Genomic DNA, 24,813 nt, shown 5'->3' with positions numbered 1-24,813 from the left:
GATTTAAAGTAGCAAAAAATTATATTATTGCGCGTGTATTCAGATTAGATTGATTTAATTCTATATTCCAAGTAGGAGAAAATATGAAAAAATTAAATAAAATATCTCTTATCACAATGTTGTGTATGGGCACAGTTGGTTTTGCAAATGCTAACTGCGTACAAGATGATGTATCAACAGGTTGGACAGGTAGTTTAACTTTCCACTGTACAGAAGATACAGACCTAGTTAAAAACCCTATTTCTTTTAAAGTATCAAATAACATTAAAGTAAGCTCTATGTGGGGTTTACCAGGTAACTCTCAATTCACTCAAAATGGAGATACTATCTCTGTAACAGTTAAAAAATGGTGGCCAGATGAAGCTTATATAGCACAAGCAGGTCAATACTATACTTTATCATTTTCACCAAATACAAATAATTTTGCTATTAGTGAATTCTCTGTTAATAGCCAAGATGGTGGTCAAGAGGCTTCTAAAGCTACCATAAAAATAAATCTTCCTGAAAAACCTCAATTTATAGGTACTAGCAAAGCTAATGTAATTATTTACAAAGATGGTGTTAAAGTTGCGGAAATGAAAGATACTGCCTGGGGCTCTTCTCAAAGCTTTGAGGCTGAAGGTAACGTAGGCTATACAATTAACGTACCAGCAATTGATAATGCTACAGGTAGCGCTACTCCAGCTAACTTTACTACTACTGGTGGACAAACTCAAGAAGTTAATATCCAGTACACCGCTCCTAAAGTAGACTATAAAGGGAATATCACAATATCAGCATCTACTCCAGATTCTACAACTAAGACTCCTAGTTATACCCTAACTGATGCACAAGGAAACGTTATTAAAGAAGGAGCATTAAACTTCAACGCTCCTACAAACTTAAATGACATTCCAACTAGTGCAAATGGTAAACAATATCAGTTAACTGTTGATGGATATGCTGAAAATGGCTTTAACTATACTGCTAAATCAGTTTCTGTAGTTGTTAAGAATACTGAAACAACTGAAGCTAAAGTAGAATATACCAAAGAAGCTATGCCTACTGAAAAAGTAAATGTGGAAGTCAAAGGTATTCCTAGTGGAAAAAGCTCTACTTTAACGTTAAAGAATGATAATGGTAAGATTATCACATCAAAATTAAATGCTGATGGAATATCTTCTATAGATGTTCCTAAAGATGGTGAAAACTGGAACATAACTGCATCATCATTTGATGATTATAAGGTTACTGTCTCTCCAGCAAATTTCACAGCTAATCAAAACACTCAAAACATTACTATAACTTTCGCTGAGCAACAAAAATCAACTCAAGATGAGTTCATTACTGGTTACTGGGAAAACTGGAAACCTGCTCAACAACCTCAATCAACTGACATGGGTAATCCAGCTCATTATAGTACTGATATTGCTCCATATACACATGTTGTTTACTCATTCTTAACTTTAGCTAAAAATCCTAATCCAGATAATCCATCAAATACTACTTGGGATGGAAGTGCTATTTATGAATCTATGACAGCCGGCGACGTTCTTAAGTTTATGAGGGAATACCCTGAAGGAACCCCTAACTGGGAACGTACTGATAATTGGATGAGAGTTAGAGTCGATGCTTTAATTAAAGCTACTCATGATAATAATGGTAAATTCATTTGGGCTATTGGCGGATGGTCAGATTTACAGCAAACTATTTCTACAAACCAAGTTGACAAGCTTGTAAGTATGATTGTAGATTTACTTAAAATTTCTGGTGATGGTGTTGACTTTGATTGGGAACACTTACATCAATTAGCTGATGGTAGCAAAAATCCAAATGCTCAACAACAAACTGCTGTTTTAGCAGAAGTTTTATTAAAACTTCGTCAAGCTCTAGATAAAGCTGGTTTACAAGATAAGCAAATTGGTTATACTACTCGCTTTAATGCTTTCATGGCTGATAGTAAACAATATGGTTTCCCAGGATTTAATTCTGATGGCGAAGGCTTAGCAATAGACAACTGGTTAAAAGCTCACGGTAGCTCTTTAAACAACGTTGTTGATTTCGTAAATATCATGGCTTATGATGTTGGACCTGAATATATGCCAAATGGTCAAACTTGGAACATGAATATTTACAAAAATGTATTAAGTACTTTTGGTGCTCATGTTGATAGTAGCAAAGTCGTTCTAGGTTTTGAGCCTGGTGGACAAGCTGCTGGCGGACAATGGGAAGGCATGGCTGTTGATAAACAAGCAATTGACTATGTAGCTAACAATGGTTATGGCGGAAGCATGTTCTGGGCGATAAACCAACCTCCATATAATAGTACTGAAAACACTGGCTTAAATTCAGATAAGCTAGCAAAATATTCTCAAGATAAATTCTCTAATAATTAATTCTTATATTCTTTTGATATCTATTACATCAATCACTCAACTTTAATGATGAAATAGAAAATTCTAAACTATTCGCTATATTTTTAATCTCGAATTTTTATATATAACAAGCTAAAATAAACTTGTATTTATACAATTAAAGGATATAAAAATATGCAACACTCTGAAGGTTTTTTAAAAGTAGTCAATGATGCAAAATCTAGAATAGAAGAATGCAATGTAGATGATATATATAATATGAATCAAAATGGAACTTTAGATGGTCTTCTAATAGATACTAGAGAAGAATCTGAGTTTGCTAAAGGCTATATTCCTAATGCTATACATATTAGTAAAGGAATCATTGAATCAGTAATAGAAAACACTATTCCAAATAAAAATCAAAAAATGTATTTTTATTGTGGTGGAGGATTTCGTTCAGCTTTAGTAGCAGATAGTTTAAGACAAATGGGATATAAAAATGTAATATCTGTAGATGGAGGATGGAGAGGCTGGAATACTAAGGGCTACCCAATTCATCAACCTCAAGATAGTATTCCAAAGGAATTTATAAAGCTTGTTAATGATGCTAAATCTAAAATAAAAGAAAGCTCTTCTTCTGAACTTTACAGAAAAATTCAAAGCAATCAATTAGATGGCGTAATAATTGATACTCGTGAAGATTCTGAATTTGCAAGATTTCACATTCAAGGAGCAACTCATCTTAGCAAAGGTCAATTAGAAGTAAAAATAGAGAATCTTGTCCCTAATAAAGATCAGACTTTATATTTATATTGTGGTAGTGGCTATCGCTCTGCATTAGCAACATCAAGTCTACAAGATATGGGCTATAAAAACGTAATTTCGATATCTGATGGAATACAAGGCTGGATAAAAAACAACTATCCTTTAGTACAAAGCTAAGGAAATATAATGTTTAGAATAGGTCATGGTTATGATGTTCATAGATTTACAGATGCAAAACAAAATATAATAATTGGTGGAATTGAAATCCCATATGAATATGGTCTAGAAGCTCACTCAGATGGAGATGTTCTTACACATGCCATATGTGATGCATTATTAGGTGCTTTAGCTTTAGGTGATATCGGCAAATATTTTCCAGATACTGACAAAAGATTCCAAAACCAAGATAGCAAATATTTTTTAAGAGAAATAAAAAAAATGTTAGATAATGAGGGTTACAAAATATCTAATATAGACTGTTCTATAATAGCTGAAGCTCCTAGAATGTTACTTCATATAGAAAAAATAAGGAGTTGTTTAGCAGAAACTTTAAATATCGATATTTCTCAAATAAATGTTAAAGCAACTACTAATGAAAAACTAGGACATATCGGCAGAAAAGAAGGCATAGCAACTCATGCGGTATGTCTCCTATATAAGTATTAATCTTTAGGTAAACTTTCTAAATATTCTACAATTTCACCTAGCTCAGCCTGACAAAATAAAACACCTATATCATTAGGACCTAATTTATCTAAGATATATTTAACGCCATCAAGTTCTTTATGAACTAAATGAGATTTATTCACAGTATCAAAGCCTTTTTTAGCTAAGTCTTCTTTAATAGCTTTTGGCAACTCCCCTGGCTCTGCTCCTCTTAGATACTTAACAGTCTCTTTTAGGACAACAAAATCAACCCCATGTTTTAAAATTACATCATTTATTGGGCTGATAATATTCTTTCTGTCACCTGTTGTACCAATAAGTAAATATTTTTTACCACCTTTATAACATGCTTGAACCATAGTTAATAGAGCATCTATAGCAGCTTCATTATGACCATAATCAAGCACAACAGTTTTACCTTCAACTTCAAAAAAGTTTGCTCTACCTGGATTTACACTAGCATCATTAACATATGCTTTCAAAGCTGATGTAATAGTATCTAAGCTAACGCCAAGTTTAAATGCTAAAGCAATAGCCAACATAGCATTCTCTACATTATGTTTTGCGAAACCTTTAATTGTTATTGGTGCATCAACAACATTTAATAGCTCTTTCTTGACACCCTTCTCAACCCAGCAGAATTTACCATTTTCAACGATACTTGCATAATCAGCATTTGCCAAATAATAATTCATATCATGATTTTCTGGATGCTGTGTAGCAACAATTTTTTTGCACTTTAATGTATCAAAACGTTGCTTCATATATTTATCATCTAAATTAATAATAGCATGAGAATTTTCACCCATTGTTCTAAAGACGATAGATTTTGCTTCAGCTAATTCTGCAACCGTTTCAATCCCATCCTCACCTAAATGGTCAGCTGAAACGTTAGTAACTGCTGCAGCATCAACAAATGTTTCTATAAGGCCTCTTTTTAAAAGACCTCCTCTTGCAGATTCTAATAATGCCACTTCAACTTTTTTATTTGTTAACACAAACTGATGCCCTGTAGGACCAGAATAGTCACCTTCATCAATCAACTCATTATTAACTTTTACCCAATCTGTTGAAGTATAACCAGTTAATTTACCAGCATATCTACAAATAAAATCTGTTAATCTTACTGTTGTTGTTTTACCGTTTGTTCCTGTTACGATAATAGCTGGAATGTCATAAATATCACTCCAAGGAATATTATCAAAATCAACTTCAGATAAATCAACTTCATAACTTCCTTTACCCGAACCTATAAAAGCTTTATTTTTTTCTCTAAAAACATTAAAGCCTTTACTTTTAGCAAGATCATACAATTTACGATAAGTTAAATTTTTATCTTCATTAATTAATGGTAAAAGTTTTTCTTTTGCTTCCTCTATAGACTTTGCAGTACCTTTTTCAACAAGCTCTCTTGCTGACAGCCAAACAAAATCAATAACATCACAAGCTGGCATAGTTATATCAACAGGAGCTATGAATGCAAGTCTAACTCCATTGCGAAAAAACTTATGAGTTATCTTAATATCCTTCCAACCTAAAGCTGGTAATATTCTTTCGGCTTCCTTATAAAAAAGCTTTGTCATTTCATCTTTATTATCTTTTAGAGGAACATCTAAAACCGTACCTGTTTCTTTAAAAAACAGATTTGGTCCGACTAATCTTCTAGAATAACCTTCTGGCATTGACATATATAAATCCTCTTTGCTAATCGATTTTTACGAAAAACATTATCTCAATTTTAATTAGTCTGAATCCTCATCAAAAGATGCAACTCTTACTCCACTACCATCTGATATAATTCCCGCTTTTATAACTTCAGAAATCTCTTTTGATAAGCTTGGATCTTGAGCAATTACCGATGCAGAGAAAGGCTCATGAGTTTTAGTTTTCACTTCACCTTTTTCAACTTCATCATCTTCTCTATTGAAATAAATAATTTGTTTCCAAGTCCTTTTTAACTTATCTGCAAAGATAGTAACCAAATCGCCCTCTTCAGCCATAGATAAGGCAGTATTTACAGCCTCAACTTCATCCTGAATAATTTCTATATTCTCTGCTGAAATACCTGCTTTAATAAGCCCTGCCTTTAACATTTCAGGAACTTCTTCTGGCTTTCTGCCTCTTAAATCATCATCTCTCTTACAAATAAAGTAATCAAAATGTGGTGCTGCAGCTGCGGCCAATTCATGTATGTCTTCATTTCTTCTATCACCAGGAGAAGCTATCACACATATCTTTTTGCCAGTAAAATCCATATTAGAGATCATATGTCCAACTAACTTAATCGCTGCAGGATTATGCCCATAATCCATTAAAACTTTAAAGTTATGCTCTTCAAACCAGTTCATACGACCTGGAGCCTGATAGAAAGATGTAACAAAAGTTCTTAAACCATCTCTAATATTGTCTAATGACATTCCCATACTATAAGATATAGCAATTGCAAACATAGAGTTTTGAACGTTATGAATTGCTTTACCTTCCATAGTCGCAGGTATCAAATGTGTCCATAGAACTGGTATATGAATATGATTATCAAAAATTGTAATCATATCACCATTTACACCTTTCTCTATTACTACCGCTTTACCACCAGCTCTGATATGTTGTCTAACTAATGCATGCTCAGGATTCATTGTTACATAGAAAATGTTTTTAGCTGTTACTTTAGCTGACATTTTTAAACAATGAGGGTCATCGGCATTTAGAACAGCTACATCTTTAGCTGCTTCAACTACAACACTTTTAACTTTCGCTAAGTCTTCTAGAGTATTAACACCTTTTAGTCCCAAATGATCAGAAGCTATATTTAAACATGCTCCCACATTACAATAATCATAACCCATACCACTTCTTACAAGACCGCCTCTAGCAGTTTCAAGAATAGCCATTTCAACTGTAGGATCTCTTAAAACCATCTGAGCAGACGCTGGTCCCGTTGTATCACCAGAAACAGTAAGTTTACCATTAATGTAAATACCGTCTGTAGTTGTAAGACCAACAACTTTACCAGCATTTTTCCACATATGCGCAACCATACGAGAAGTAGTTGTTTTACCATTAGTACCTGTTATAGCTGCTATAGGAATCCTTGCATTACCTAACTCTTTAGGGAATAGCATATCTATTACAGCTCCAGCAACATCTCTTGGTTGGCCTTCACTAGGTGCTACGTGCATTCTAAATCCTGGAGCTGCATTACATTCACATATTGCTCCACCTATTTCATGATATGATTGAGCAATATCATCAATTAAGAAATCCACACCACCAACATCTAGCCCTATAGCACGAATAGCTCTTTCAGCCATGTCTCTATTATCTGGATGTACAATATCAGTTACATCTATAGCTGTTCCACCAGTAGATAGGTTAGCTGTAGATCTTAGATAAAATATTTCACCCTCTTTTAAGATAGTATCTTTATTATATCCAGCTGCTTTCATTAATGTGTTTGCTTGATAATCTAACTCTAAAATAGTTAGAACCTTCTCATGTCCAATACCCCTTCTTGGGTCTTGGTTAACTATTTCTACAAGCTCTTCAATTGTGCTCTTACCATCACCAACAACATGGCCAGGTACTCTTTTTGCAACAGCCACAAGTTTACCATTAACCACTAGCATTCTATGATCAAAACCTGTTGCATATTGCTCAACTAAAACATATCTAGAAACTTTACTCGCCTCAACAAATGCTTCTCTTATTTCTTCATAAGTTTTTAAATTAATAGAAATTCCTCTACCATGGTTTCCATCTAAAGGTTTAACCACTAATGGGAATCCTAATTTTTGTGCTGCCCTAAGTGCATCTGCTTCTGTTCTTACCATTTTTTGTTGTGGAACAGGAAGACCAAGTGCCCCTAGAATTTTATTTGTTTGCTCTTTATCACAAGACATTTGAACTGCAATATTAGTAGTTTGGCTTGTAATAGTAGCTTGAATTCTTTGTTGATATTTACCATGTCCAAACTGAACTAGTGATTGATCATTTAGCCTTATATAAGGAATATCTCTTTTCTTAGCTGCTTCAACTAAAGATCCTGTACTAGGGCCAAATTCTTTACTTTGTGCAAACTTAATAAATTTAACTTTTTCATACTCAAAATCAAAATCATCAGCTTTATAGCCAACTTCTTCTTGAAGCTGTTGAGGAAGAATAGAAAGTAAAAGCTCACGAGCTAGCTCCATAGCTCTAAGACCAACATCCTTTTGCTTATACTCATAAACCATATTGTAATGACCTGGTTCGCCAGTGCTTCTAGTCCTACCAAAAGTAACATCACTACCAGCCATAGATTGAAGCTCCAATATAACATGCTCCCATATATGACCCATCCATGTTCCCTCATCTTCTTTTAGGCGTCTTATGAATCCACCTTCTTCACGATAAGAACAGCCATGTTCCTTCAAACCTGGTAAATTTTCAACCAGTTTATCAACAAACTCTGTTCCTATTTTAGCCGAAGGCCATTCTTCTAAAACTCCTAAATCAATTTCACTTCTTATAACCGGGAAATTGGCATAGATATTTGGACCAACATAAACATTCGTAGCTAATACTTTCATGTAAACTCCTTAACACGATTTAAAGCATAAAATATACTTAATATTCATATTACTAGAAAATTTATAAAAATTTCTATATTTTTTTAATATCTGAAAAAAATTTAATTTCTTGAAAAAACTTATGAAATATGATTTTGGACTTTTAGCTATAGGTGATGAAATCACTGATGGCGATATAGTAAATACAAATACAGCAGCATTTGCTTCATTTTTAACAAAAGAAGGATTTAAAATAGGTAATCATATATGTTGTGAAGATGATAAAAATAGTATCTTCAAAGCTATAGAATTCTTAATTAAAGACCACTCTAATTTAATGACTATTGGAGGATTAGGTCCTACAGAAGATGATATAACAACAGAATCTATTGCAGAATTCTTTAAAAAATCATTGTTTACCGATGAAAAAACTTGGAGTGCTCTTAGAAAGAGAATGATAGAAAAATATAATAAGATTCCAAGAAATAACAATAAACAAGCAATGTTCCCTGATGGAGCTACTATAATAAGAAATGAAAATGGAACTGCAAATGGTTTTAGACTTGAATTTACAAGCAATAGATTTATTTATGTTTTTCCTGGCCCACCTAAGGAGTGTATACCTATGTTAGAGAAATTAAATTTCAATAAAAAACCTTCTTCTAAGCAGATTATACGTCAAACATGGAAAGTATATAATATTGGAGAAAGTTTTCTTGCAGAAAAATTAGATATCATTAAGGATGAATATTCCTTTGTAACGTTCAAATATAGAATTGCCGAAGGTTTTATAGAACTAAAATACTTCTATCCTCAAGGATGCCCTCATAGTAAAGACATAATAAACAAAGTTGAAAAATTACTGGAAACGCATTTAAGTTTAGATAGTAAAGAATAGCTGCTCTTTTTTATCAATAAAAATAGAATCTACTCCATATGACATTAATCTTTTTACATCCTCATCAGACTTGGCAGAATATACAAAGATTTTTTTAAAAAGTTTTTGAAGTAAATGAACCCTTTCTTTATTTAAAAACTGAAAGTTTATAGCCAGGCCAATATAATTATCTCTATCAAAATCTTCTTTCAACGTTGTTTGAATATATTTCTCTTCAGAATCCCAATCTTTTACTTCATATAATTTTGCCTTAGCATATAGAGAATCATCTTTAAGTTTTTCCATTACAAAATTTGAGAAACTAGACAGTAAAACTCTATCCTTTAGCTCGGGATATTTAGAAAGTAAATTTAAGATTTTATTAACAATTTCCTCTTGATACTTTTCATCTTCATTATTTATTTTAATCTCTAAGTTAGTATTTATAGAGATATCTTTAGCCCATTCAAAGTATTCTATCAACGTGGGAATTCTTGCAGGTTTAAAATCAGAATGGAGTAGCTCTATTTTTTTTAATGTTAAAATCTCTGTTTGTGTAACATCTAAATCAGTTAAACTTAACCTTCTTGTTGTACGATCATGAAAAATAAATAGCTCTCCATCAGAACTCATTTGAACATCAAGCTCTATCCATTTAAAACCAAACTCATATGCTTGTCTAAAAGCATCCATTGTATTCTCAATAAAATCTGTCTTTGCTCCCCGGTGAGAAATAAATTTATCTATTTTCATATATCTAAAACCCTAAATTAGAAAACTAATGTATTATACTGCAAACCATCCAAAGCATAAAAACACTATTTTTCTATTAATTAAAAATCTAAAAATAAAATTAAAATAGCCTAAATATTTAGCGTAGAATTTTTTTCAAAAAAATAAATCATGTTATAATTTAAAGCAATACCTAAATCATATGATAAATAATGCTAAATAGTCCTCATATTGACAGAAGACTTGTGTCTTTTTTGCTACATAAAAAGCTTATATCAAAAGAGCAATTAATTAATGAAGTTAGCGATGCAAAAGAATTAAAAAACACTGGTCTATTTAAATATTTAGTAAGTCATGAACTAATTGATAATAAAAAATTTATGATTGAAGCTGCTAATTTACTTAGACTTCAATACATAGACCTTTCTGTAATAAATGTGAAGCATTTAGAAAACGCCTATTTTGATTTAGAGTTTTGTAAACAACATTCATGTCTTCCATTATTTACTCAAAAACAATCTATATTTATTGCTATAGCGAACCCTATAGATAGCCAAGACATCTTAAAAGAATTAAGAAATAAATATAACAAACCTTTTATTGCAATAGTTGCTGAATTTAATCTCATAAATGAAAAAATAGAAGAGTTTAATGAGCACTTAAAAGATGAAGGTAAAGCCTCAAACGAAAATGATGCTCTTGATGACAAAATGAAAAATGTTGAGCTAGATGTCGATCTTGTTGAACATGGTGATGAGTTAAGAGGCGATGATATAATAGGATCTAATGATGATGAAGCTCCTATAATTAGATTCATAAACAACACTATAGTTGACGCAATACAAAAAGGTGCTTCGGATATTCACTTTGAGCCTTATGAAAAAGTTTTTCGTATAAGATATAGGATAGATGGATTACTAATAGAGAATTTTAGCACTACTAAAAATCTAGGTCCTAAAATAATCTCAAGAATAAAAATTATGGCCAGTTTAGATATTGCAGAGAAAAGAATTCCTCAAGATGGAAAATTTAAAATATCTTTATCTAAAGAAAAAGCTATAGACTTCCGTGTAAGTACATGCCCCATAAACTTCGGTGAAAAAGTTGTACTTCGTATTATTGACTCTAGTAGCACTCAAATACCTGTTGAACAATTAGGTTTTGCTGAACATCAGAAAAAACTATATCTAGATGCTATAAGCCAATCACAAGGCATGGTACTTGTAACAGGTCCGACAGGTTCTGGTAAAACAGTAACTTTATATACTGGTATAAATATTTTAAATAAGCCAGAAAAGAACATCTCTACAGCAGAGGATCCAGTAGAACTTGCAGTAAAAGGGGTTAATCAGGTTAACGTAAATAATAAACAAGGTTTAACATTTGCTGCCGCTTTAAAAGCATTTTTACGTCAAGATCCAGATATTATAATGGTTGGTGAGATTAGGGATATAGAAACAGGATCTATAGCAATAAAAGCTTCCCAAACTGGTCACTTAGTATTATCTACTCTACATACAAATAGTGCTCCTGAAACACTAAACAGATTGGTTGATATGGGATTACCAAGATATAATATTGCTACTTCAGTAATCTTAATTATAGCACAAAGACTTTCTCGTAGAATTTGTCCAAAATGCAGAATCCCTGATACAGAAACTAAGTTTGACTTAATAATAGAGGATAGCGGAATAACAGAAGAGATAGCAAAACCATTTGGAACCAGTCTAAAAGAACTCAAAGAAGCAACCATTTATAAAGCAAATCCCAAAGGATGTCCAAGATGCTTTAAAGGATATAAAGGCCGACTAGGTTTATATGAGGTTATGCCTGTATCTAGAGCTATTTCAAGAATGATTCTAGATGATAAAAATACTATGGAAATTGCTGAGCAAGCACAAAAAGAAGCCGTTTCAAACATAAGACAATCTGCTTTAATTAGAGTTGCTGAAGGATTAACAACTCTAGAAGAAATATATAGAATAAGTTAAAGGAAAAATAATGTTTTTCAAAAAAAATAATGCGCCAAAAATTGACTTTATAACATTTAGTTATAAAGGAAAATTACGAAGTGGTAAAAAAACCAAGGGCGAAATTGATGCAAATTCAAAAGAGCTCGCTGAAGCAGCTCTTCGACAAAAAGGTTTTACAGACCTAAAAATAAAAAAACAACCCAAGGACTTACTACCAAAAAAAATATCTTATAATGATATAACAGGTATGACTAGGCAATTAGCCACTATGACTAAAGCAGGAATTCCTATAGTAAAATCATTTGAAGTTTTTATAATGGGAATAAAAAAACATCTTAAACTTAAAATGCTTGTTGTTGATCTAAAACTATCAATTGAAGGAGGTGAATCTCTTTCTCAAGCGCTACAAAAATATCCCAAGATTTTTGATAAATTATATGTTGGTCTTGTAACCGCAGGTGAAGAGTCTGGTAATTTAGATCTGATGCTAAGTAAAATTGCTGATCAAAGAGAAGCGTTACAAAGTATTAAGAAAAAAGTAAAAAAAGCATTATCTTATCCAATCGTAGTCTGTGTTATTGCTGCTGGTGTTACAGGTATCCTCCTTACTTTTGCCGTTCCAGCTTTTTCTGCTATGTTTATAAATTCTGGGAAGCCTTTACCAGCGATTACACAAATTACAGTAAATGCCTCTTACTTTATGCAAGACTCTTGGTGGAAAATAATTCTAGTTATTTTTATAACCATGTCCGTATTTAAAAGTTTAAAATTTAAATATCCAAAAATTCAAGTTTACCAAGATCATTTTATGTTAAAAATACCCATCATTGGTGAAGTCATTTTTAAATCAGCATTAGCTAGGTTTGCTAGTACATTGGAAATAACAACTCAATCAGGGATGAGTTTAACTAGAGCTTTAGACATGGTTGCCCTCTCCACAGGTAATGCTAAATATGACCAAGCTGCTTTAGATATCAAAAAAAGCATTAGTGAAGGAACATCTTTTAAAGAAGCAATAGAAGAAACAGGTGTATTTCCATTTCTAGTAGAGCAAATGGTCTCAGTTGGTGAGGAGTCTGGTGCCCTTGAAATAATGCTAGGAAACCTTAATAGGGTATATCAAGAAGAGGTAGATGTATTAGTAGAAGGACTCAGCTCAATGTTAGAACCTATAATCATGGTGGTTCTTGGTGGCGTAGTAGGTTTCTTAGTTGTTAGTATGTATATGCCTATGTTCCAAATGGGAGATGCTATTTAAACTAAAAATAACCTTATGAAATAATGTATTAAATAATTAATAAATTATTTGTGTCAATATTTGTATATGAATCAAATCCACTTTGCCACATCTAAAGCACTATAAGTAAGAATTACTTTAGCTCCAGCCCTTTTCATCGAAGTCAAAATTTCTAGAGTAATAGCTTCTTCATTAATTAAGCCCTGTTGTGCTGCAGCTTTTACCATAGAATATTCACCACTAACATGATAAGCAGCTATTGGTAAATTAATTTTACTATTTAGTTCATTTATTATGTCAAGATAGCTAAGAGCAGGTTTTACCATTATGAAGTCAGCGCCCTCTTCTATGTCTAATAACGCTTCTCTTATTGCTTCTTTTTTATTTCTATAATCCATTTGATAAGTCTTTCTATCTCCTTTAGGAGAAGAGCTACATGCATCACGAAAAGGCCCATAAAATGCCGATGCATATTTAACAGCATAGGACATAATAGCAACTTTAACAAATCCCATAGAATCTAAAGCTTGTCTCATTGCAAGAATCATACCATCCATCATACCACTTGGAGCAACTATATCAGCACCTGCTTCAGCATGAGAAATTGCTGTTTTTTTCAAGATTTCTAAAGTTCTATCATTATCAACATACTCAACTTCATCTAGAATTCCACAATGTCCATGCGGTGTATAACCACATAAGCAAACATCTGTAGCAATAATAATATTAGAATTTAACTGCTTAAATCTTCTAATTGCCTGTTGTACTATTCCATTTGAATTATAGTTCTCTGAAGCCTCTATATCCTTAACTTCAGGAACACCAAAAATCATAATACTTCTAATACCAGCTTTTTCTATATTACCTAAAAGCTCATCTAGTCTATCTACTGACCAATGATATTGCCCTGGCATTGATGAAATCTCTTTCTTTATATTTTTTCCATGGACTATAAATATTGGATACATCAAATCATTAATGCTTAATCTTGTTTCTGCAACAATTTCTCTTAATGATCGAGAGTTTCTTAATCTTCTAGGTCTAGTTATAGGAAAACTCATACTTACTCTCCTACTTTCTCTTTTTACTAATTGGCTTTTTTCTATATAAAATTAAAATATTACCTATTATTTGTACAAGCTCACATTTTGTTTTCTTAGTTATCTCAGCAGAAATTTCTTCCTTATATTCTTTTGGTGCTCTAAAAGCCTTAACTTTAATAAGCTCATGTGACGTCAAAGCAATGTCTATTTCAGTCAATACATTTTCTGTAAGACCTTTTTCTCCTATTAAAACTACAGGTTTAAGCTTATGAGCTAAACCCTTTAATTCTTGTTGTTTCTTTACATCCATAATTATCTTATCCTATCCAACTATTTCTAACAGTAGGTTTTCTAATATTAGTTCTTTATCTACATTCTTAAAGTTATTAAAATACTCTTTTGCTTTTAGAGCTTTCTTATATAACTTAAAGTTTTCATCCAACCTACGTTTAATTGCTAAATGCTTTATTACAGACACTCTGTCATAGTTTGCTAAAGTAGATTCATCTAACTCTAAACTAACACAATAAACATCTATCAAAATACTTAAAAGCCAATATAAAGCCTCTTTATAATTCGGTGTGACTTCTTTTAATAAACTCCTGATACTCATCTGACCAACTAGAGTCAAAACCAAATGATTTCTAATCTGCCAAAATGCAGCATCTAATTTAATTTTTGCAATTATATTAACATCATTTCTTGCCATTCTCATTGATTTAGCTATAGCATCTTCAGACATGTCAAAAGTATATTTTAAATAGTTTATTTTATCTTTTTCTGTAAAAAAAATATCGTATGTTAATGATCTACTTTTAACAGTATCTAATATTTCATGATAGTCATTAGTGAACATTAGAAAAAAAGTATTCTCTGTAGGCTCTTCTAATGTTTTCAACAAAGCATTTGCTGCCGAATCATTTAGTAACTCTAATTTCTCTATAATTATAATTTTAGCGCCGTTATTATGACCAGCTAACTCACAGTTTTTAATAATCTTCTTTACTTCAGCTAGTTTGATTTCATCATTATCAATATTTGCAATAGTTATATAAGCCGAATCATTATAATCCTCTATTTTTCTATCTAATAAAATCGAGCATAAAGAATTAATAAATCGATCAATTAAAATAGCATCTTTAACTCTAAAAATAAAAGAATGATGAAGGGTATTGGTACTTTTTTGTTCAAAAATTTTATCTAGTAAAGTTTGATGTGATTCTAATTGGAACATTATATTATTTTGCGATTATATAAGATGCTAGCAAATATTCTTTTAACTAAGGCTAATTTAGATTTTATAAATCCTTTATCTTTTTTTCTTACAAAGCTTATTTCATACGCATCAATATCTTGTCTAAAATAATCAATAATATAGTCATCATACGTTTGGATTTTATCAACCAACCCTAATTCTAAAGCATCTTTACCAAACCAGTGCTCACCTGTGGCAACTTTTTCAATATCAAGGTTTGGTCTATATGTAAGAATATGTTTCTTAAACAGATAGTGAATATTTTGCAAATCTTCTTTAAATTTTTCTCTACCTTCTTCAGTATTTTCACCTACAGTAGTTAATGTTCTTTTGTATTGCCCAGAAGTATGCATCTCTACATCTATACCATGTTTTCTAAGCATATCTCTAACATTTGGTACAGTTCCAACAACACCAATAGAACCAACTATTGCAAAAGGCGAACAGATTATTTTATGTGCTACTGAAGCCATCATATAACCACCACTTGCTGCTATCTGATCAATACAGACTGTAAGATTAATACCTGCTTGTCTAATCCTTTCTAGTTGAGCCGCTGCAAACCCATAACCATTTACAACCCCACCTGGGCTATCAACTCTAACAATCACTTCATCCATAGTTTTTGCTATGGACAATACAGATGATACCTCTTCTCTAAGGCTTTCAACTTGAGATGCTTGAAGATCTCCTTTAAAAGTTAGTACAAATATTTTTTTAGAGTCTACAACATCTTCTTTTGAATATTTCTTTTTTTGCTCTTTTCTAAACTCTTTATACTCTCTTTTATCTAACACTTCTAACATTAGATATTCTTGAGCTTTTTTATATCTTTCACCAAGTTTACTTAATTCAAGCTTTCCTTTTGAAGCCTTCACTTGGTGCTCTTTACTTTTTGCTAGCAAAGAAAAGAACATTACTAAAATAAAAACTATTGCAAGAATGACTGCTAATAGATATAAGTTAAAATAAAAAAAATCTACAAAATTACTATACCACATAATCTACCTTGTCATTGATGCTCTTAGTGTTTTCAATAAAGAATCGTTCGCATTACCTTTAAAATATGCTTTCTTTATAGACTCTCTCGCAAAAATTCTTTTTTTATAATCAAATATAGCTCCATAAGACTCATCTATAATAAATCCTTCTGCTTCGAGATAAAGCATCATTGCTGCTATATAACAGTCTGCTAAAGTGAAAGTTGATGATATAAAAAACTCTGACTCTGCAAAAACGCCTTCCATAGATTTAAAACTATCCTCCAAATCTTGGAATATATTTTTTAGCTTAACTTTATTTCCTCTATTTTTCTTTACCTCTGCTAAAACCGTATACCACTCAGCATCTATTTTCTCTAATGCTAATCTAACCTTAATACGATCATGTACTATGCTTGGTAAAAGATTTGGTGCAGGGAATCTCTCATCTATATAAATCATAAGAGCTTTCTTATTATCGACTGAATAATCTTTTTCTTTTAATACGGGCAATGTTCCTTTTGGAGAAATTTTCTTTAAAATGTCAGCTGATAAATCACTTGCCTCAACGACATCAACATTCATTCTCTTTTCTGCTAATGCGATTCTTGCTCTTAAAGAATATGGACAATATTTTGCTGTATACAGTGTTACTTTCATTTGATATAGGCCTTTAATAAAAGATTAATGATTAAAACAAGTAATCTTCTCTGTTATAATCAAAATATTAATAATCTAACCTATGATTTTATCATATTTGTGGATAACTACAACATAGACTCTGAAGGCTTTTTATTAGATTTCGATTCTTGGGATATAAAATTCTGTGAGCACATCGCAGATCAAGAAGGAATCCTGCTTTCTGATAAACATTTTATAATTATTAATTTCCTAAGAGAGTATTATAAAAAGAATCATAAATCTCCTGCTATTAGAGAGTTGGTTAAATCATTAAAAGATAAGTATGGTAATGAAATAGGAAATAGTTTATTTTTACAAATATTATTTCCTGTATCTCCAGCTGTTCAGGCTGCGAAATTAGCAGGATTACCAAAACCTAAAAAATGTATTTAAAGGAGATTTAAATGAATGAAAAAGTATTTTGCAAAAAATATAATGAAGAACTTGATGCTATACCATACCAGCCATTTCCTGGTGAACTAGGCATCAAAATAAAAAAAGAAGTTTCAAATAGAGCTTGGCAAGCATGGCTTTCACACCAAACAATCTTAATTAATGAATATCGTTTAAATTTAATGGATGCTAAAGCTAAAGATTTCTTAAAAGAAGAAATGCAAAAATTCTTATTTGAAAATATAGAAGAAAAGCCAGATCAATTTTCAGCTACTTAACTCTTTTATAAATATATTTTGGATTTATAGTATCTGCTAAAAGCTTATTCTCAAAATCAATTCTAAGCAATATCCCTATTGTATAACACATAATAAGCAAACTACTTCCGCCATAACTTATAAATGGTAAGGTTAAGCCTTTTGTAGGTAATAAGCCAGTATTCACCCCAACATTTACAAAAACTTGAAATGCTAACCAAAAGCTTATTCCATAAGATAAAAATGCTTGATAATATCTTTTTAGCTGATATGCATTCTTTGCTATATTTATGGCTTTTATAACAATAAATAAATAAACTGCTAATAAGATCATGAGCCCTATTATCCCAATTTCTTCCACAATCACTGACGTAATAAAATCAGTATGCGCTTCTGGTAGAAAAAACTGTTTTTGAATACTATTACCTAATCCATCACCAAACCACTCTCCTCTACCAAATGCGATAAGTGCTTGTACAAGCTGATAGCCAGAATCATTAGCATTTTCCCATGGATGTAAGAAACCAGTTATTCTATGCATCCTATAAGGTGAGATTACAACTAACGTAGCCGCTGCCATTAGCATCATTCCCAATAATAATCCATACCAGCGTACTTTATTTCCAGAAACAAATAGCATCCCCATAACACATATAGAAATAACCACTGTAGAACCAAAATCTGGCTGCATTAAAAGTAATAAAGCTATACAACCCAGCATACTTATTGGAGTCAGAATACCTTCTTTAAAATTAGACATCTTCTCAAGATTTGTTGCAATATAACCAGAAAAGAAAATTATTGCTAATAATTTAGCTAATTCAGCAACTTGGATATTAATTATAATTAAAGGAATCCATCTTCTGGCACCATTTACACTTTTACCGATTCCTGGAACCAAAACTGCTACTAAAACAATAAGCATTATAAAAAAGAAAGCATTATGATTTTTTTCGTAGTTCTTTGTTGGTACAAGTAAAGCCAATAAAAATAGAAAAATAGAAACAATAGCAAAAAAACCTTGTCTAATAGAATAATAGAAAGGATTATTATAATCATCCATAGCTACAATCATAGATGCTGATGTAACCATAATCCAGCCAAATGCTAGAAGTCCCAGCATTGCAAAAACTATAGATATATCTATTTCTAATTTAGCTTTTACTCTTTCTCTTTTTGCATTCTGGTTAGTGAGCCAAAGCTTTAATCTATATAGCACTATTTAATCCTTTACAATATCTTTTCTTTATATTCGTTAAAAAGTTTAATAAACACTTCCCCCCTATGCTCATAGTTTCTAAATTCATCAAAACTAGCACATGCTGGAGATAATAATACTATATCATTTTTACTTGCTATATTTACTGCTTTAGCAAAAGCTGTCTTCATATCTTTTAAAACTTCAAAATTAGAATAATACTTTTCTAATTGCACTTTTATATATTCAGCATCTTTACCATAGATACAAACAAATTTAACTTTTTCTGTAATACTTTTTTGCATTATAGAAAAATCTCCACCTTTGGCAACACCACCTAGTAGTAATACTATATTTTTAGAGTTTGTTAAATTATCTATCGCAACGACTGTAGCACCTACATTTGTACCCTTTGAATCATTTATGTAGGAAACTCCTCTAATTTCGCCAATCTTATTACATCTATGTTTTAGGCCTTCAAACTCTTTAAGCTCTGTTATAACCTTCTTATAGTTAATATTAAACTTTTCTAAAATACTCAAGACAACTATAATATTTTCAAGATTATGTAGACCAAAAAGTTTTGTTTCTTCAAGAGCCAATATCTTTTTTTCTTTCTTATAAATACAAGAATTTCTGATAGAAAATTCTGTATTATACTTCAGTCCTTGATCCTCAAAATCGTAAATAAAAAACTCCCTACTAAACTTCTCTAAGTTAAGTTTGGAGTTAATATATTCTTGGTAACTATCATATCTATCAAGATGATCATGTGAAATATTAATTACGCAAGATACATCAAATTTAGCATCTTTAAGCAAATCTATTTGAAAACTAGATATTTCAACCACACAAAATTCCACATCATCATTAACCTTAGATAAAATAGGAGTTCCTATATTTCCTACTAAAATACTTTTATAACCTAAATTGTTCAAAACCGTATTCAACATAGTTACTACGGTACTCTTTCCATTTGAGCCAGTAACAGCTATCAACTTTATCTGTTTAGCTTTAATAGCATCATAATATAAATCAATATCACTTATTATTTTAAATTTATAGCTTTCTAAATTGCTATATGGATTTTTATTTAAAGGAATACCTGGACTAACTACCAATAAATCATATGTTTCTAAATTCTTTTCTAGAAAATCTGCTTCAGATGAAGAAATATGAACCTCTAGATTATATTTTTCTAAATAGATTTCTACGGACTTACCTGTAGATCCATATCCAACTATAAGAATTTTATTTATTAAGACGTCCTTATAAAAAAAGCTTAGCATCTATCTAACCTTTATTGCTGCTAACCCTATAAGTACTAGTATAACTGTAATTATCCAAAAGCGAATAACTACTTTAGTTTCCGGCCAACCTTTAAGTTCAAAATGATGATGAATTGGTGCCATTCTAAATATACGCTTTTTTCTAAGTTTATAAGAACCAACTTGTAAAATTACGGATACTGCTTCTGCAACAAATAGTAAGCCCATTATAAAAAATATTAGCTCTTGCCTTATCATAACTGCTATAACTCCTAAGACAGCACCTAAAGTAAGAGAGCCAACATCTCCCATAAATACTTCAGCTGGATATGAGTTAAACCATAAAAATGCTAAACCAGACCCACAAATAGCTGCGCAAAATACTGCAACCTCAGCTAAACCTTTATTTCCCAAATAATCAAATAAAAGATAATTTGCTAAACTATGATTAGTCTCTATATATGCATAAACTCCCAAACCTGCTGCAACCAATACAACTGGTAAAATAGCTAGTCCATCTAAGCCATCTGTTAAATTTACAGCATTACTACTTCCATTAATTATAAAAAAAGTAAGAATAGTGAAAAGCACTATTCCCATTGGCATAACCCAATCTTTAGTAAAAGGAATAGATAAAAGCATTTTTCCATTTTTTTCTAATAAAAAGTATAAAACTATTGCCAATATAATTGAAAATACTGATTGTAGTGCAAATTTGTAACGTGATTTAAGACCTTTTGGATGCTTTAATACTAATTTCAAATAATCATCAAAAAATCCAATAGCTCCAAAAAAAACGATAACTAGAAGCAATATCCAAAGGTAGATACTAGTTAGATCTCCCCAAAGCAATGAAGAAATCAGTACTGATGATAAGATGAGTACACCACCCATAGTTGGAGTATTTCTTTTAGAAAAATGACTTTGAGGTCCATCATCCCTGACTACTTGACCTATCTGCATCCTTTGCAACCATCTAATCATTGGATAACCCAAGAATAAAGTAATAAACAAAGAAGTTATTGCTATCATCACAATTCTTAAAGACACATAACTACTAAACATAGCTAAAGCTGGCCAAAAGCCAGATAGCCAATTAAAAATCCAAATCAACATACAGTATAAAGTATATAAATTAAAGTTATATTAAGAATAATTATATTATATTTATGTTTTTTTTTATAGAAAAAAATAATTAAAGAATAGGACCAAAATGTTCATATTTCATAGCAAATTCATTATCTATTGGGAACTGATGTTTATAGTTTTTAATAAAGCTTCTAGCTAAAGCTTTATAAGATTTTTTATATTCTCTTATATCTGTCCATGTATTATCTACTTTAATTACTTTTTCACCATCATGAATCTCAGAAATAGACTTAAAATTAAAATACTTTTCTCTTTTATAAACAAACTGAACATTTTCACCTGGATTAGTAATATAATCGACCAACATTTTTGTTTCATCTACAGGAGCTCTTCTACCTGTATTATAATCGCCTTCTATCCAACCAACATTGACCATATAAATTTTTGCATCAGACATTTTCAACCTTTGTCTAAGAATCTTTGCATATCTAGTAGGCTCTAATAATAAAAAAGGTTGGGCATAGCAGCTAGAAAACTCTAATTTAGGTTCAGATACGCCATTTTCTATTCCTATGGAAGTACATGTATAACCTGATAAAAAATGATAAATTGCTTGTCCTTTAGTTAGTTTAGAGACTCTAGGCAATACACCTTTACTATCTTTAACTAAAAAAATAATTGTTTTAGGATTTGATGACTCAAGTTTAACATTAGTTAAGCTTTCTTTTGAAAATGCTAAATATGTATTACTTTGTCCCTTAGTTTTAGAACCAAAAATAATATTACCTTGCTCATCAAAATTAGGGTTTTCAATTAAAGCTTGACCATCTAAAATTTCTTTAATATTTTGGTTTTCTCTACTAAAACTAGCTGCTTTTACAGTAAAACCACCATCTAAACTATGTAAGCCATCATCAGCCCAAGCTGTAGCTCCATTAGCAAATAATTCTCTATTTGTGAGGGCTAGTGTTGTTTTACCACTCCCTGAAAGCCCAAAAAACATAGTTGCATTATCATCTTTATCTATACCAACAGCACAGTGAAATACGCCTATATTAGCTAAAGAAAGATAATAACTCATTGATGAAAGTAAAATCTTATCAATTTCAGTTAAGTAATATGTTCCAGCAATGATACTTTCTCTTTGCTTTAAATTTGTAGCTATTATATTTGGCGAATTCAAACCTAACTCTGCAAAATCTTCAATTTTTGTAGCAGGTGAATGCAATATTGTCCACTCTTCTGAAAAACTTTCTAATTCTTCTTGTGTAGGCTCTATTGATACTAATTTGAAAAAGTAAGCTGCCCATGCAACATTTGTAACGAATCGAACAGCAATTCTATTTTTAACATCATTATTATAAAAACCATCTATAACAAATAAATCTTTTTGAGAAATGTCTTGACGAACTTTTTCTTTAACTATCTTCCAATTATTTCTACTAAGTGGTTTATTATCAGAACCTTTATCATTCCACCAAACATTCTTCTTAGCATATTTAGTTTCAACTATATATTTATCTTCTGGTAATCTTCCTTTTATTTCTCCACTATCAACTAAGATAGCATTACCTTCAGACCGTATATAATGACTATCATTGCTACTTTTGATATATTCTAACAATTCTTTTGTACTTATATTTTGATATATATTTTTTATTGTACACAGATACTCATTATCTGTACTCGAGGATAAATCCATTGATTTCTTTTAGAAATTTCAAAATTTCATATATAGGATGATAATTTGAATTATATATCTTAAAAAAACATTTTTCAAAAAATATATTCTATTAAAAGTTTAATCAAGTAAACTATTTACAATCAAAGTAGTAATTACTATTTAAATTAATTATGAGCAATGAAAAAACTGCGCAAAAAACTAATTTCATTAAAAACATTATAAACAGTGATTTAGATACAGGCTTACATAATACTATTGTAACAAGATTTCCTCCTGAACCTAATGGTTATTTACATATTGGTCATGCCAAATCAATATGCTTAAATTTTGGATTAGCTGAAGAATATAACACTACCTGCCATCTAAGATTTGATGATACTAATCCAGAAAAGGAAGATATTGAATATATAAATGCAATAAAAGAAGATGTAAAGTGGTTAGGCTTTGACTGGGGTGAGAATCTTTATTTTGCTTCTGAATACTTTGACAAAATGTATGAATTAGCTCAACTACTTATTAAAAAAGATAAAGCCTATATTTGTGACTTATCCGCTGAAGAAGTTAGAGAGTATCGTGGCACGCTTAAAGAGCCTGGAAGAAATAGTCCTTATAGAAATAGAAGTATTGAGGAAAATTTAGAGCTATTTGAAAAAATGAAAAATGGTGAGTTCCCTGAAGGTAGCAAAACCCTAAGAGCAAAAATAGATATGGCTTCTGGAAATATAAATTTAAGAGACCCAGCTCTTTATCGGATTAAATTTGCTACACATCCTAAAACTGGCGATAAATGGTGTATATACCCAATGTATGCTTTTGCCCATCCTCTTGAAGATGCTATAGAAAAAATAACTCACTCTCTATGTACGCTAGAATTTCAAGATCAAAGACCTTTTTATGATTGGGTTGTTGAAGAAACAGAATTCGAGAAAAAACCTAGACAAATTGAATTTTCAAGATTAAATCTTAACTATAACATCACAAGTAAAAGAAAGCTTAAATATTTAGTGGATAAAAATTTAGTTAATGGTTGGGATGATCCAAGAATGCCTACACTAAAAGGATTTAGACGTAGAGGATACACTCCAGAATCTATTAAAAACTTTTGTGATATGATTGGCATATCTAAACAAGATTCTTTGATAGATATTTCTGTACTTGAGGAGTCTATTAGAAGCGATTTAAATATTAAAGCTCACAGGAGAAATGCTGTACTAGATCCTATTAAAGTAACTATAGCTAATATGCCACCACACACTCTTAATGTTCCTAATCATCCTCAAGATCCAGATTTTGGAAGAAGAGATATAACAATATCTGAAACTATATACATCGATAGTGAAGATTTTGTATTTGAGTTAGAAAAAGGAATGAAAAAGCTAAGCACAAATGGTCGAGTAAGGTTATTAAACTCTTATGTAATTGATTGTAATGAAGTAGTTACTGATGCTTCAGGTAAAGTTATAGAATTAAAATGTAGCTATCTTCCAGAAACTTTAGGTGGTAAAAAACCTGACGATAATAAAAAACCTGATGGAATCATACATTGGGTAGATGCAAAGAACTGTATTAATGCTGAGATCAGACTTTACGATAGATTATTTAATGATGAAAATCCTGGAAGATTTGAAAATATTGAGGATAGTTTAAATTCTAACTCTTTCGAGTTAATAAAAAATGCAAAACTAGAAAAATCGCTAGAGGATGCTAAGCCAGAGGAACATTTTCAGTTCAATAGAATTGGATACTTCACTGCTGACCAAAAAGATTTTTCAAGAGAAAATATAGTTTTTAATAGAACTGTTACTCTTAGAAATACTTGGGAAGTTAAATAA

21 protein-coding genes are annotated in these 24,813 nt (G+C 31.1%); 9 read left to right on the top strand and 12 right to left on the bottom strand.

Going from position 1 to position 24,813, the window contains the following annotated elements; translation table 11 throughout:
* The first annotated feature begins 83 nt into the window (after nt 1-83).
* The 3 genes from KX01_RS05105 (at nt 84) to ispF (ending at nt 3,767) form a co-directional block, all read left to right on the top strand.
* Nucleotides 84-2,375 (top strand): glycoside hydrolase family 18 protein, encoded by a 2,292-nt coding sequence (locus tag KX01_RS05105; protein WP_071663963.1) that lies wholly within the window; start codon nt 84-86, stop codon nt 2,373-2,375.
* A gap of 153 nt (nt 2,376-2,528) precedes the next feature.
* Nucleotides 2,529-3,278, top strand: coding sequence for a rhodanese-like domain-containing protein (locus KX01_RS05100; protein ID WP_071663962.1), 750 nt, complete (start codon nt 2,529-2,531; stop codon nt 3,276-3,278).
* Nucleotides 3,279-3,284: 6 nt separating this feature from the next.
* Nucleotides 3,285-3,767 carry a 2-C-methyl-D-erythritol 2,4-cyclodiphosphate synthase gene (ispF, locus tag KX01_RS05095; RefSeq protein ID WP_083578902.1) on the top strand — a complete coding sequence of 161 codons (483 nt, stop codon included), beginning with the start codon at nt 3,285-3,287 and terminating at the stop codon, nt 3,765-3,767.
* Here ispF and KX01_RS05090 read toward each other — a convergent pair.
* Both KX01_RS05090 and cphA read right to left on the bottom strand, forming a co-directional pair.
* On the bottom strand, nt 3,764-5,455 hold the full coding sequence (locus KX01_RS05090) for a Mur ligase family protein (RefSeq protein ID WP_232223310.1): 1,692 nt from the start codon (nt 5,453-5,455) through the stop codon (nt 3,764-3,766). The two genes, ispF and KX01_RS05090, sit on opposite strands and share 4 nt — an antisense overlap.
* A gap of 54 nt (nt 5,456-5,509) precedes the next feature.
* A complete protein-coding gene (cphA, locus tag KX01_RS05085; protein ID WP_071663960.1) occupies nt 5,510-8,335 on the bottom strand; it encodes a cyanophycin synthetase in 2,826 nt (941 codons plus the stop codon).
* Nucleotides 8,336-8,456: 121 nt separating this feature from the next.
* On the opposite strand from cphA, the gene KX01_RS05080 reads away from it, so the two are divergent.
* Nucleotides 8,457-9,212, top strand: a complete 756-nt coding sequence (locus KX01_RS05080; RefSeq protein WP_071663959.1) for a competence/damage-inducible protein A — start codon at nt 8,457-8,459, stop codon at nt 9,210-9,212.
* On the opposite strand, the gene KX01_RS05075 is transcribed toward KX01_RS05080, so the two are convergent.
* The gene (locus KX01_RS05075; RefSeq protein WP_071663958.1) at nt 9,195-9,944 is read right to left on the bottom strand and encodes a glycerophosphodiester phosphodiesterase family protein; all 750 of its coding nucleotides are present in this window, start codon (nt 9,942-9,944) and stop codon (nt 9,195-9,197) included. The genes KX01_RS05080 and KX01_RS05075 overlap by 18 nt on opposite strands.
* 191 nt (nt 9,945-10,135) lie before the next feature.
* On the opposite strand from KX01_RS05075, the gene pilB reads away from it, so the two are divergent.
* Both pilB and KX01_RS05065 read left to right on the top strand, forming a co-directional pair.
* Entirely contained in the window at nt 10,136-11,914 is a 1,779-nt protein-coding gene (gene pilB, locus KX01_RS05070) for a type IV-A pilus assembly ATPase PilB (RefSeq protein ID WP_071663957.1), read from the top strand.
* Nucleotides 11,915-11,924: 10 nt separating this feature from the next.
* Nucleotides 11,925-13,154, top strand: coding sequence for a type II secretion system F family protein (locus KX01_RS05065; protein WP_071663956.1), 1,230 nt, complete (start codon nt 11,925-11,927; stop codon nt 13,152-13,154).
* 71 nt (nt 13,155-13,225) lie between these two features.
* On the opposite strand, the gene hemB is transcribed toward KX01_RS05065, so the two are convergent.
* From hemB to KX01_RS05040, 5 genes are read right to left on the bottom strand one after another with little or no spacing between them, the layout of a single operon-like run.
* Nucleotides 13,226-14,194: a porphobilinogen synthase gene (gene hemB / locus KX01_RS05060; RefSeq protein WP_071663955.1), complete on the bottom strand. Its 969-nt coding sequence runs from the start codon at nt 14,192-14,194 to the stop codon at nt 13,226-13,228.
* 10 nt (nt 14,195-14,204) lie between these two features.
* Nucleotides 14,205-14,486, bottom strand: coding sequence for a ribosome assembly RNA-binding protein YhbY (gene yhbY, locus KX01_RS05055; protein WP_083578901.1), 282 nt, complete (start codon nt 14,484-14,486; stop codon nt 14,205-14,207).
* 12 nt (nt 14,487-14,498) lie between these two features.
* Complete coding sequence (locus tag KX01_RS05050; protein ID WP_071663953.1) at nt 14,499-15,410, bottom strand: DNA polymerase III subunit delta' C-terminal domain-containing protein; 912 nt, start codon at nt 15,408-15,410, stop codon at nt 14,499-14,501.
* Nucleotides 15,410-16,432 carry a protease SohB gene (sohB, locus tag KX01_RS05045; protein ID WP_071663952.1) on the bottom strand — a complete coding sequence of 341 codons (1,023 nt, stop codon included), beginning with the start codon at nt 16,430-16,432 and terminating at the stop codon, nt 15,410-15,412. Before sohB ends, KX01_RS05050 begins: the two co-directional genes overlap by 1 nt.
* A gap of 3 nt (nt 16,433-16,435) precedes the next feature.
* Nucleotides 16,436-17,071, bottom strand: coding sequence for a glutathione S-transferase family protein (locus tag KX01_RS05040; RefSeq protein ID WP_071663951.1), 636 nt, complete (start codon nt 17,069-17,071; stop codon nt 16,436-16,438).
* Between the two features lie 99 nt (nt 17,072-17,170).
* Here KX01_RS05040 and KX01_RS05035 point away from each other — a divergent pair, with 99 nt between their 5' ends.
* Both KX01_RS05035 and KX01_RS05030 read left to right on the top strand, forming a co-directional pair.
* Complete coding sequence (locus KX01_RS05035; RefSeq protein WP_071664753.1) at nt 17,171-17,485, top strand: TusE/DsrC/DsvC family sulfur relay protein; 315 nt, start codon at nt 17,171-17,173, stop codon at nt 17,483-17,485.
* Between the two features lie 11 nt (nt 17,486-17,496).
* Complete coding sequence (locus KX01_RS05030) at nt 17,497-17,763, top strand: oxidative damage protection protein (protein ID WP_071663950.1); 267 nt, start codon at nt 17,497-17,499, stop codon at nt 17,761-17,763.
* Here KX01_RS05030 and ftsW read toward each other — a convergent pair.
* The 4 genes from ftsW to KX01_RS05010 all read right to left on the bottom strand — a co-directional run bounded on the left by ftsW (nt 17,756) and on the right by KX01_RS05010 (nt 22,999).
* The gene (gene ftsW, locus KX01_RS05025; RefSeq protein WP_071663949.1) at nt 17,756-18,961 is read right to left on the bottom strand and encodes a putative lipid II flippase FtsW; all 1,206 of its coding nucleotides are present in this window, start codon (nt 18,959-18,961) and stop codon (nt 17,756-17,758) included. The two genes, KX01_RS05030 and ftsW, sit on opposite strands and share 8 nt — an antisense overlap.
* An 11-nt stretch (nt 18,962-18,972) precedes the next feature.
* The gene (gene murD / locus KX01_RS05020) at nt 18,973-20,229 is read right to left on the bottom strand and encodes a UDP-N-acetylmuramoyl-L-alanine--D-glutamate ligase (protein WP_071663948.1); all 1,257 of its coding nucleotides are present in this window, start codon (nt 20,227-20,229) and stop codon (nt 18,973-18,975) included.
* A complete protein-coding gene (mraY, locus tag KX01_RS05015) occupies nt 20,230-21,324 on the bottom strand; it encodes a phospho-N-acetylmuramoyl-pentapeptide-transferase (RefSeq protein ID WP_071663947.1) in 1,095 nt (364 codons plus the stop codon).
* A gap of 79 nt (nt 21,325-21,403) precedes the next feature.
* On the bottom strand, nt 21,404-22,999 hold the full coding sequence (locus KX01_RS05010) for a phosphoenolpyruvate carboxykinase (ATP) (protein ID WP_071663946.1): 1,596 nt from the start codon (nt 22,997-22,999) through the stop codon (nt 21,404-21,406).
* A gap of 152 nt (nt 23,000-23,151) precedes the next feature.
* On the opposite strand from KX01_RS05010, the gene KX01_RS05005 reads away from it, so the two are divergent.
* On the top strand, nt 23,152-24,813 hold the full coding sequence (locus tag KX01_RS05005; RefSeq protein ID WP_071663945.1) for a glutamine--tRNA ligase/YqeY domain fusion protein: 1,662 nt from the start codon (nt 23,152-23,154) through the stop codon (nt 24,811-24,813).

The sequence above is a fragment of the Francisella frigiditurris genome (assembly GCF_001880225.1).
Classification (GTDB): Bacteria; Pseudomonadota; Gammaproteobacteria; order Francisellales; family Francisellaceae; genus Francisella; species Francisella frigiditurris.
This window is presented reverse-complemented; position numbering and strand designations above follow the sequence as displayed.